This is a genomic window from Brumicola blandensis (genome assembly GCF_031846165.1).
GTDB classification, from domain to species: Bacteria; Pseudomonadota; Gammaproteobacteria; order Enterobacterales; family Alteromonadaceae; genus Glaciecola; species Glaciecola blandensis.
The window spans coordinates 391,358-403,554 of sequence record NZ_JAVRIE010000002.1 but is presented as its reverse complement, the minus strand read 5'-3'; the positions used below and the strand labels follow the sequence as shown (position 1 = coordinate 403,554).

Here is a 12,197-nt window from a genome sequence, read left to right as displayed (position 1 = left end):
ATCGGCAGAAAAAACTGCGCCGTTTTTATCATGGGTAAACCTGCTGAATAAACGCTAAGGTATTTTTCACTGCCCCGGCATTCTTTGTAACAATCTCTTGGCAAGCCGAGCCAGCAGCCTTTCTAGCCTCGTTATCTGTCAACCATGCACTTAAAATACTGGTCATCTCATCAGGTGTATTAATCAACGCCAAACCTCCTGAGGAGGCTAAGGTTTCGCAAATAACTGGGTTATTAAAAATGCTTGGCCCCATCACACTTGGGACACCATATACTGATGGTTCAAGAGCGTTATGCCCCCCCTTGTTTACAAAACTTCCACCCACGAAGGCAAATGTAGAGAAACTGTAAAATGCATTCAACATACCCATCGTATCGACCAGGACAATATCGGGCATGTTGCTAAGTTCCCCCATCAACTCTAGCTCAGATACGCGCACTGTAGTAAAGCCAGTTGCTAAACATAGCTGGGCGACTTTATCAAAACGATGTGGGTGCCTTGGCACGACCACCAAGACTATCGACGCATCTTGTTCACGCAAGCGCTTAAAGTTATCAATACAGATTAGTTCTTCCGAGTCATGCGTGCTGCCGGCAATAAAAATGGCTTGTTTTTGATAATTTAGTTTGGTCTTTAATTGTTGCGCAAGCTCAGTATCTCGCTGGTCGATAAGCAAATCGAACTTCATATTATTGCTAATTTTTAGATTTGATTTATACACACCTAGTGCTAAAAAGTTATCAAAGTCTTGCTGCCCTTGTGCACAAATCAGAGTGAACTTGCGCAAGCAGGGACGAAATAATTTCGCAAGCATCTCATAATTTTTTAAAGAATGAGAGGACATTCGAGCATTCACTAGCACAGCTGGAACCTGGCGCTTATAGCACTGATGCAGCATATTTGGCCATATTTCCACTTCAGTAACAATGACTAAACTGGGCGCTAGTTTATGGAAGAAAAGCCATACGAAAATAGGAATATCAAAAGCTAAATATACATGCTGTACACGGTCTTTAAAAATGGCTCTAGCTTGTTTAGCCCCTGTTGTCGAGGTAGTCGATATTGTAATAACTTTATCCGGATACGCTTTCTCTATTTGCGCAACCAGTTGCTTTGCGGCATTCACTTCGCCCATAGACACGCAGTGTATCAAGATGCCATTCTGTTTGGGCTTTCCGATGAAACCAAAGCGCTCTCTATTTTTATTAGCTTGCCCCTCCGTTTTCTCGCGCTTTAAAACAAGCTTGAGTAAAGCTAAGGGAAGTAAGAGCAACAACAGCAGGTTATACAACCAGCGCCATATCGTGTGATGCCATTGTGGTTTATATGCTTGAGTCATAAATTTCGAATAAGTGCAGAGATAAGTTGCTCTTGGGTAAAAGGCTTAACCAAGTAATCATCCATCCCAATTTTTAAACAGGCTTCTAAATCCTCAGCCATGCCATGAGCGGTAGCAGCAATAATCCGCTGTTGTGCAATACTTGGCTTATCTGACGAACGAATCAACTTAGTCGCTTCAAAACCATCCATAATAGGCATTTGACAGTCCATGATCACGAAATCGTATGCGCCATTTTGTTCGATTAGTCTGATTGCTTCAGCTCCGTCACCCGCAATATCAAGCTCAATGTTTAAATATGAAAGCATCTCAGTAAATACGACCTGATTGATTTGATTATCTTCAGCAATCAGTAGGCGTTTATTCTCTAAAGCATTGAAACGCTGGCTCTTTTGCTCAGCCTGATGGGACATAACAAATTTCAATAAAGTCTCAAGATTCTTCAAAAGTGTCGTTGGATCATCAAAAAATACTTTCTCTGTCGCATAAGAAAGTACATTTTCTTCAAACTGACATTCGCTGTCCGCATCTGGCCAGAAAATTCTCATTTTCATTCTACCTAGGCGCATAACACTTTTGGCAAACAAAGTAATATCGATATTTTCATGCTCGTCGGGCATGATAATGATGTTAAACCAGCGTTGGCTCAATTTCAGTTCAGCCAACGCTTTAGACATTGAATTAACCACTTTCACATCCAGTGCGTTATTTACTTTTACGTTCTGCCATTGGCTAATCACATCATCTTGGCAGCTAATAATGATACTGGGTGCCAAGTGCGGTTGCTTATTAATACTTTTAGTCTGTTCTACAGCTTCGAATGGTAGAGTAAACCAAAATGTAGAGCCTCTTCCTTCTTGGCTCTCAACACCAAGTTCTCCATTCATCACGTTCACCAATTGACGGCAGATACTTAGGCCTAAACCCGTGCCGCCATAGGCTCTTGTAATAGAACTATCTGCTTGTTCAAACTCAGCAAATACATTTTCAAGGTTTTCTTTACTGATACCAATACCTGTATCAACAATTTTCACCAGTAGTGTAGAAGCGTCTTGCAATGAGAATGCAAGGTGAATACTGCCGTGATGCGTGAATTTCACGGCGTTTGTGCATAGATTATTAATAATCTGCGCCAAGCGATGATCATCTGCATGGATTAAACCAGGTAAGTCCGAGGCAAAGTCTACTGTAAAGTCTAGCCCTTTTTTGGTCGCAGCATGGACATGCCATTGAGCGCATTCAGTCATTCTCTCACGCAAGTCAAAGTCGCGCGCTAATAGCTCTAATTTGCCCGCTTCTAACTTACTAAAGTCAAGCAACTCATTTATCAGATGCAAAAGCGACTCTGCACTGCGCTTAACAATGTTCGCGTATTCAGTTTGTTTATTATTTAACCCCGACGCCAATAGCAAATCATTCATCCCCAGCACCCCATTGATAGGTGTGCGAATTTCGTGACTCATGTTTGCTAAAAATAAACTTTTGGCTTGATTCGCTGCTTCGCTGGCAGCCACGGCATTTTTTAAATCCGAGATATCTTGAAATGCACCCTTTAACCTAACTGGAACGCCGTCTTGATATTCAACATAACCAACTGCTCTCACCCAGATTCGATTATTTTTCGCCGTGATGAATGGCAATTCCAAGTCCCATTCCCCCCCGTTTTCAATGGTATCTTGAATCGCCTTATTGATGATGGGGCGAGCTTCTGGGGCATAATAGTTGATTGCGTTAGCAACATCTATTTCGGTTCCTGGTTCAATTTCATGGATTGCGTAAACTTGATCAGACCAATGCAACTTGTTGTCGGCTATATTTAGTTCCCAGGTCCCTAGTCTTGCTATTCTCGCTGTAGACTCAAGATTTTCACTTTGCCTAAGAGCCTCTTCAATCAGTTTTTGATGGGCATCCACATCATTAATGTGCACGACGAAACCAAGAAATTCCTCATCGACATAACTAGGATATACATTCACATTAACCCACAGCAATGTTTCATCGTGTTTAATAAGTTGGAACTTACCCGAATATACTAAATGGCGCTCAAAAGACTGATTGAGAAGCACTTGCTCTTCGCTTGGCGTTGTATCTGCAAGACAAAATAGAGGATGTTTACCTATTACATCTTCAGCAGTGTAGCCAAGCATTTTGATTAAAGCAGAATTAACCCAACTGATCGATAAGTCAGGCTCTACTAACATCGTAATATTTTGTGAGTTATGCACCATAGCAAGTAAACGCTGATTCTCAGCTTGGCTGAGTAAAGCTTGCTTTTGGGAGTCTCTTAATGACTCTTGAACCTGTTGGAGTGTGTTCGCTTCTGTGATGGTGACAACCACGGATTGCTCATTGTCGTTGTCACTTTCGAGCAGCGTTAAACCAATACTAATATTAATTTCGTGCCCTTTTTTGTGAAGACCTGGGAAGGAACTGCCCATGCCCATACTTCGGTTTTCAGCTTGTTGTAAAAAACGTTCGAAGTACACGTGATGCCCAGCCCGCTTGCGCTCTGGCATCAAGAATTCAATAGATTGACCAATCAACTCTTCAGGAAGGTAGCCGAACAAATTAAAGATAGGCTCAGAGGCGAACAATATGTGGCCTTTTGAATTCACTTCTAAAATAGCACTAGCACTAGCGTTAAGCAGCTTCTCGGCTTGGGCCTCAGCTGGAGTAGAAGAAGTTTGCGATGTATTGGACCGCTCGTTAGTCAATGTGAAAGCATGCCTGAAAGAAAAAATTCAATGTATAGACTACCTGTGATTCGAAATGTTGGCTAGTCTTGAATGTAATTGACCTAAGGTCGAGGCAAGAAAATTAGCCACCAAGCATTGCAAGATGCTGTGTCGCCCCGGTATAACCTTCGTCCAGATAATGTGTCGCCTCTTTTTGTCCCATTAAGGATTGAATTTCTTGCATCAGAATCGTCGGATCGCCCGCTTTCAAACTTTCAGCGATCTTTGGTCTCAAATCCAAACCTTTTTCGGCAAATAAACATAGGTGTAACTTCCCTAGTGAAGAAATCCTCAAACGGTTACAATCAGCACAAAAGTCTTTGCTGTATGGCATAATTAGTCCAATTCGTCCTTGGTAATCATTATGGCGGTAGACCTTTGCTGGACCAGCCCATTGCGCTTTCGTTTTGCGCTGCCATTGCATATCTTGCAACTGCTTCTCAATGTCTGCACCACTGAGATGCTCGCTATCAAAATAAGCTTGGTTGTCACCGGTCTGCATGAGTTCGATAAAACGCAGCGTGACATTGTGATGTTTAACAAAAGCCAAAAACTCAGGAACTTGGCTTTGACTTAATGAGCGTAGAAGCACTGCATTTAATTTCACTTGTAAACCCATATCAATCGCTTTACTCACACCATTGAGAATACTCTGCAATCGACCATCTCCGGTGATTTGCATGAATTGTCTTGGGTCCACGCTATCAACACTGACGTTGAGTGAAGTTAGACCCGCCTTGACCCACGCGTCCAAATCTCGCTCAAGTTTGAAGCCATTGGTCGTGATAGCAACTTGCTCAATGCCGGGAACGGCTGCAGTTTGCCTGATTATCTGTATAAGGTCTTTGCGTAACGAGGGTTCGCCCCCAGTAATGCGTACTTTTTTAGTCCCCATTTTCGCGAAAGATTCAACGATAAGGCGTAATTCATCTACACTTAAAAACGCTCTCGGCGACTCACATTGATACCCGTCAGGCAGACAATACTGACATTTAAAATTACATACATCAGTAATCGACAGCCGCAAATACTCAAATCGTCGACCAAATCTATCCATGAGTTGCGCACCCTCGCTTGCAGGAGAATTCTCTGGCAAGTGCACAATTGGAATTTGATTGTTTAAGGTATCCATATCACCCTTTTTTTAGATATAGGTATTAAACGCATAGTTTTTTGCAGCTTAAAAGTATGTTTATATACTTAAATGACAGTTCATGTTTTCGATGCGATCACGCTACCATATTGTATCTGGAAAACCCAATACTGATATAAAATAACTCATAATTTGAGTGGAGAACGCGTTGCAAGAAACCAAAGTATTTCTAAGCCAACTAGAAGCCATCATGCTTCACTCTGGGTGTGATGAAATATCAGCGGTTAGTGAGCACTTGCAAACAATTAATAATCAAAAATTATCGAGACTCCCCTCACGTTCACAAAGCAATACGGTTTCCTTACACGATTTGCCAGAAGATGCATTTCAAGTCAGCAGCGAAGAGTTTAATTTTTACACTGACAACAAGCATCATGTTTGGATTAAAGCGAAGGTGACAAGCCAAAACGTAGCCAATCAAAAAAACGAAGAAAGTGATTCCAGACAAATAATCAAGAAGCATTCTGATTCAAAAAGTTATTATATTGTCTGCTATTTTCAAAACCGCATTCCCGGTTGGATGCTAAACCTCAAACATAGCGCATCGAAAATCAGAGTAACGGATCAACAGCAAACATTCCTGCAACAACTCAGGTCTTGTAACCTGGTACTGCAGTTGTTGGATGAACATCAGAGCATTAATTCCGACCCATTAACAAAACTCGACGCACGAGGCTTACTCCTACAAAAAGTGAATCATATTGCTGATGAGCACTCTGTGGCCCTATGTTTAGTGCACTGTCGGGAATTTCAACAAATCAATAAAAAGCAAGGTGCACATGTCGGCGACCAAGTTATTTTCGAACTAGCCGATGCCATTCAAGCATGTACCCGAAATGATGATGGAATCAGTCGCCTGGGCGGCGCCTTGTTTGCAGTGGCATCCGCGACGAATGGTGTGAAAGAAGCAGAAGTGTTGGGCAATAAACTGCAACAGTATTTGCAGCAACAGGCTTATTTGATAGAAAATTCTAGTAATGGCATGCCCGTGAAACTCAGCTTCCACGTGGGTGTTGCTGTAGTTGAATATGACGAACCAAACAATAGCGACATAGATAAAGCAACGGTACTTATGAATCGTGCTGAACAAGCACTGCAAGCATCACAGGCCCAAGAGGAGCCTGCGGTGACGACGTGGGATATTAGCAAGTTTAGTATGAATGAAGAACAGTTCAATTACTTAGGTGGTATTTTCACCGGCGATACCATGACCAACTACCGCAATATGCTTTTGCTATGGGATATTTCATCAATCATCGCCGACGAGTTCGAATTTACCAAGCTATTGCATAATGTAGTGCAAAGGCTAGCCAATACCTTTGATTTTAATTCAGCGGGCTTGTGGCGAGCACAATCAGATGTGACTACGCTTCCATCTTTATGCTTTGAAGTGAGTGATAATGCACAAGTCCTGCAAGTAGAACCCGATTTAGCTTTTCAGAATAAAATAATTGAACAACAAGTTTCATTAGCCATTGATTCCAAAGGTCAGCAAGAGCTAATTACAGAAGATACAGCTTATTGGGTATTGCCTCTTGAAGTGAATACCGATGATTGCTTTTATATCGTGGGTGAAGCATCTCGTTTCATCCTTACTCACGATACAAAAGTACTTATCCAAGGCTTTGTAAGGCAAATTGGGAAAGCTTTGCGCAGAAGTCAGTTAGAAGAAGAGTTAAATAGACGCTTAGAGAATCAAAACGCAATGCTCGAGAATGAGCTGAATGAGTTAAAAGGTGGATTGTCATCTAGTGCCTTGGTTTACAAGTCGCCAGTGATGCAAACTGTTATGAAGCAGACTCAGCGGGCCGCGGCAACCGATACGACAGTGTTAATTACGGGCGAAAGTGGGACAGGTAAGGAGAGGCTTATCAACGCAATTCATACCTTGGGTCCTAGAAGCAAGAAACCTTTGATCATCGTCGATTGCGGTTCTATCCCCGAAACGCTTATCGAATCAGAGCTGTTCGGTTATGTGAAAGGAGCATTTACCGGCGCTCAGAAAGGCGCAAACGGTAAAGTGAAAGAAGCCGATGGTGGTATTTTAGTACTTGATGAAATAGGCGAGCTCCCATTACAAATGCAGCCTAAATTATTGCGTTTTGTTCAAGAAAAACACTACACACCGGTTGGTGGCACCAAAGTTATCGATGTTGACGTGAAAATTGTGGCAGTTACAAACCGCGACCTGTCACTAGAAGTAGAGCGCGGTACCTTCCGCAAAGATTTATATTATCGCTTAAATGTGGTGACTTTGAATAACCCCGCTCTGAGAGAGCGTGGCGATGACCTTTCTCTTCTTGCTCAGCATTTCTTGAATAAGTTTTCAAAGCAGTTTGAAACGGAGAAAAAATACCTAGCGCCTGAAACGCTTCAATCGATGCAACGATATCCTTGGCCAGGCAACATTCGAGAATTAGAAAATAAGTTAATGCAGGCAACGTTGCTATCAGAGAATGCAGAGATCACATTAGACGAACTCAATCTGGAACTTGAAGCGAGTGAATATGATTCAGCCCACGGCGCTCAAAGCGACATTACTGATCTGACTGACTCACAGGCAATGTCATATCGTGAACTCTCAGAGGTACACGAAAATGAACAAAGTATTGATGTTCCGGCTCAGCATACTAGCCAAGCAATTGACCAAGGTACTGAACAACTAGGAAATATGTCTGACACTGAAAAGCGAGATAACGCTTCACGTGTGCCAAGACAGCCTCAAGATGATACTCGACAACGAGACTCACAGGTAGTTGATTTGAAACCAAGTCTGGGCGTTTTGAACCAACAAAAAGAAATAGAAACCTTATTGACTAGTCTATTTAACGCATCTTTGCACTTTTTGAACGAAATTAGAAATCAAGCAGCATTTATTCATTTATCTATCGGTAACTGCGTCGAAGATGAGCTCTTAGTCCTGACATACCAAGCTTGTAATGGCAATATGAGGGATGTATCTACGCGCCTACAATTGCCAACAAGCACCGCACGTAGGAGAGTCAACAAGATACTGTTGAACTTGCAATCTCAAAATATAGAAAAGCCAGTGAGTTGGAATGAAGTCAAGACGTGTTTACAGCCTATTGCTGACGCGAAAGTGTGTATCCCCGATTGTTTTGACAGAATCAAACAGGTTTTACTGGAGGCAATCTTGAAAAGTGAGCCTGACAATATGTCGATGGCCGCTGCCCTGCTTGGTGTCAGCGAACCCACATTCTACAAGCTAAAGAAACAAATCAGTCAACTGGCCTAGCTTAGAATCAAGGTAAGTACATACCCATCCACTATACTCCAAACTTGTCATTCCTGCGTCGTATACGTCATTCCTGCGTCGTATACGTCATTCCTGCGAAGGCAGGAATCTAGTTCCCCGCCTTCGCGGGGATGACGTGGTTCGGGGGATGGCGATAAAACATGGTTCCCCGCCTTCGCGGGGATGACGTGGTTCGGGGGATGGCGATAAAACATGGTTCCCCGCCTTCGCGGGGATGACGTGGTTCGGGGGATGGCGATAAAACATGGTTCCCCGCCTTCGCGGGAATGACGTGGTTGCGGCGATGACAATAGATGCTTAGCACACAACGGCTGATCTCACTACTTACGGTCTGCTAATGCGCTCACGTTGTTTCGGCTTTGATGCATTGCGCGCATAGTGTCCGGGGTTTCTAGGATGATATGGCCTAATTCAACGGCTTTATCAACGTTATGAGTCAACGTATTCATAACACCCACCGGCGGTATTTCAGGACACTGAACCATACCCACCCAAGTGTTTCGGCCGTTATCTTTTGATTTATACAATGCTTTGTCTGCTAGCAAGTGCACTTGCTCCCAACTCAAGGAATCAGGGCTAAAGTGTGCAAAAGGGTACATCGCGTAGCCGATTGAGCTAGACAAGTGCATCCGTTGAGACAAGCCAATATTAAAACCGTACTTCTCTATCGTTTCTCGAATACGTTCAGCTAGGAAGGAAACTTCACCTTGGTCATGTACTTTACCGATCACCATAAATTCATCACCACCCCAACGGATAACAATGTCATCTTCTCGGCAAACGCTTTGTAATAACTCACCAACTTGAACAATAACGCGGTCTCCAGCGTCATGCCCATAGGTATCATTAATAGGTTTAAAACCATCCAAGTCGAACATCAAAAAGAATAATCGAGGGCCTTCATTAGATTCAGCATCGTGATCAGCCAGGTAAGCATTGAACTCCTGAGAGATGTTCTTACATTCGTCTTTGATAACGTTCGCTAAATAACGGCGGTTGTGTAGACCCGTTAATTGATCTGTCACACTTGCGTTCATTAGTTGTTCGTTGGCAGCACTGAGTTCCATGGTGCGTTTCTGTACTTCATTTTCCAACTGCAGGCGATAAATCTCTTCTTGCTTCACTTTATTCAGGTATGAACGATACAACCAAAACGCCATAGCTAGGAAAACGAAGGTGTACATTGAGTATGCCCACCAAGAGAACCAAGGAGCAGGCAAAACTGTCAGCGGAATATCAGCGCCCTCTTCATTCCAAACACCATCGTTGTTTGAGGCTTTCACTTTGAAAATGTAATTACCAGCAGGAAGGTTAGTGTACGTTGCCTTTCTCACATCTCTGGCTTCAATCCAGTCCGCATCAAAGCCTTCTAGCTTATATGCATAACGATTATTGTCGGGGCTGGCAAAGTCTAATCCTGCAAACTCAAAGGCGATCAAGTAATCCTTGTAAGACACTTCAATTTTGTTCTTTGTGTTACGAGCATAATTCATCGAAGACACTTCATTGAGGCGTTGGAATCGGGTAAGAACGACTGGTGGGACATGGTTATTAGGGGCAATATCGTCTGGATAGAAAGCCGTAACGCCATTTGTACCACCAAAGAAGAATTTTCCATCCGGCATGACATGATAGGCACCAAAGTTAAATTCATTGCCCTGCAAACCGTGCGAACTATCGTAGTTCAAAATAGACTTTGTTTCAGGGTCGAATTTAGTTAAGCCCCGGTTGGTACTTAACCACAGCATCCCATCATGCTCTTCCAAGATACCAAACACTGAACTACTCGGCAGTCCGTGTTCCCGGCTAAAGACTTCAAATTCGTAATTGCCGATTGCTCGATTTTTGGCTGACAAGAGGTTTAATCCTGCACCTCCTGTTCCTACCCAAATATTCCCCTTTTTATCTTCATGAATAGTAAATACGGTATTGCTCCCAAGACTTTTAGGGTTATTACTTTCTTGTTGAATCCTTGTCGAGGTACCTAGCGCAGGATTGAATAGGTTTAGGCCCTTATCAATAGTGCCAACCCATAACATTTCTTGTTTATCTTCAAAAAGGGCAACCACTTTATCGCTACTGATAGTGAAGTCGTTGTTAGGGTCATGCTGATAGCGTCTAACCGTTTCGGTCTCTTTGTCGAATAAGTTGAGACCGCCGCTGAAAGTCCCCACCCACAAATCATTCGCTTTTGACTTGATAATAGATGTCACACTGTTTGAACCAATCGTCTTATCGTCAGAATTAGATGATTTGTAGTGAATATACTCGCCTGTTCTTCGATCTAGGCGGCTCATACCAGAATAACGATAACCGATCCACAATTCATACTTCGACGTTGCCAGTAAGGCAGTGACGTTATTTTCTCGCAAGCTATTCTTATCGTCTTCATTGTAAAAAGACTGCTCGACTAAGTTAGTATCAAGGTCGAGTAAATTGAGACCTCCCTGAGTCGCAATCCATACTTTGTCATTGCCAGCATTGTGAATAGCATTTATTTTAGGGTCACTCAAACTAACGCTGGTGTCAGCTTGAACACGATAGTAGTCGAACTTCGCGGTTGCAGTATTCCACTTGCTCAGGCCTCGATACGTTCCGACCCAAAAGACCCCACCTTTGTCTTGGAAAAGACTAGTGATATTGTTGTCAGAAATTGAGGTAGGATCGTTTAGATTGTATTGCAGTAACTCTATTTTTTTGGTCGCATTGTCGATAAGGAATAGACCGGTTTCAGCACCTATCCATACATTGCCGATCTGATCTTCGTATATTGCTTTAACGTTAATATCATCAAAGCTTTCTTGTCTAACAAAATTTGGTAATTTTCCGTCAATTACTGGCTGTTTTAAATCAAGAACATGAACGCCATTCTTTAAGGTGCCAATCCATAAGCGCTGTTCTTGATCAATCATGAGTTGGTGGGCCCGAGGCGACACTGTAAGCTCGCTCTCTGATTCAACAAAACGATCGGTAAATAACTCTACAGTATCTGTGCTTCTATCATATCGGTATAAGCCTTGATAAGTTACCGCTATCCATAAACCGTTGCTAATATCTTCAGTGATTGAATCGACCATTAAAGAAGGGTTATCAAAAACAGGATCCAATTGGACCGTTTCAAAACGGTCGTTTGCACGGTTATATCGCACAAGCCCGTCTTCTGTGCCCCCCCAAACGGTATCGAAGGAATCAACATAGACGACTTTAATTACTGATAAACTGTTTTCCCCACCGCCATCTTTACTTTGATAGCTCTTGAAACTCTGCGTGGATTTATCGAAAACATTCACACCCTTATCGGTACCAAGCCAGATTAGGCCGTCAGAGGTTTCAGCAATGGAATACACATACGAAGAGCTCATTGTGTTAGGCGAGGTTAAGCTGCTTGAAAACACTTTAAACTGATAGCCATCAAAGCGATTTAAGCCTTCTTGCGTGCCAAACCACATAAAGCCTTCGCTATCTTGGTGAATCGCTCTTACATTCTCTTGCGATAAACCTTCAGTAAGACCAAAAGTTTCAAAACGGATATTATCTTGGCCGGCCTGCAATAGACCATGGAATAGGACGACACTAAACAGCAGTGCTTTTATTCCGATGTTAAAACCAATGGAGAAACGATTTTTCATAATATCCTGTTGCCGCAATTGTCGATGAAAGAAGCTTGCGTTTCCAAGCTGCAAGTACTGGGAC

The 12,197-nt window shown here is 42.7% G+C and carries 5 protein-coding genes; 1 reads left to right on the top strand and 4 read right to left on the bottom strand.

Annotated features, from left to right (window positions below; all coding sequences use genetic code 11):
* Positions 1-28: 28 nt before the first annotated feature.
* The 3 genes from RM544_RS07000 to moaA form a co-directional block, all read right to left on the bottom strand.
* Positions 29-1,339, bottom strand: coding sequence for a 3-deoxy-D-manno-octulosonic acid transferase (locus tag RM544_RS07000; RefSeq protein WP_311361047.1), 1,311 nt, complete (start codon positions 1,337-1,339; stop codon positions 29-31).
* The gene (locus RM544_RS06995; protein ID WP_311361046.1) at positions 1,336-4,053 is read right to left on the bottom strand and encodes a PAS domain S-box protein; all 2,718 of its coding nucleotides are present in this window, start codon (positions 4,051-4,053) and stop codon (positions 1,336-1,338) included. Before RM544_RS06995 ends, RM544_RS07000 begins: the two co-directional genes overlap by 4 nt.
* Positions 4,054-4,156: 103 nt before the next feature.
* Entirely contained in the window at positions 4,157-5,131 is a 975-nt protein-coding gene (gene moaA, locus RM544_RS06990) for a GTP 3',8-cyclase MoaA (RefSeq protein ID WP_311361353.1), read from the bottom strand.
* A gap of 244 nt (positions 5,132-5,375) precedes the next feature.
* Between moaA and RM544_RS06985 the strand changes: the two genes are divergently transcribed.
* Positions 5,376-8,483, top strand: a complete 3,108-nt coding sequence (locus tag RM544_RS06985; RefSeq protein ID WP_311361045.1) for a sigma 54-interacting transcriptional regulator — start codon at positions 5,376-5,378, stop codon at positions 8,481-8,483.
* A 341-nt stretch (positions 8,484-8,824) separates the two neighbouring features.
* Here RM544_RS06985 and RM544_RS06980 read toward each other — a convergent pair whose 3' ends face one another.
* Complete coding sequence (locus tag RM544_RS06980) at positions 8,825-12,133, bottom strand: ligand-binding sensor domain-containing protein (RefSeq protein ID WP_311361044.1); 3,309 nt, start codon at positions 12,131-12,133, stop codon at positions 8,825-8,827.
* Positions 12,134-12,197: the final 64 nt, after the last annotated feature.

What these genes read in the sequence shown, in the direction of transcription:
- moaA (WP_311361353.1), bottom strand. Translation starts at nt 5,131, where the DNA reads ATGGATAGATTTGGTCGACGATTTGAGTATTTGCGGCTGTCGATTACT.
- RM544_RS06980 (WP_311361044.1), bottom strand. Translation starts at nt 12,133, where the DNA reads ATGAAAAATCGTTTCTCCATTGGTTTTAACATCGGAATAAAAGCACTG.
- RM544_RS07000 (WP_311361047.1), bottom strand. Translation starts at nt 1,339, where the DNA reads ATGACTCAAGCATATAAACCACAATGGCATCACACGATATGGCGCTGG.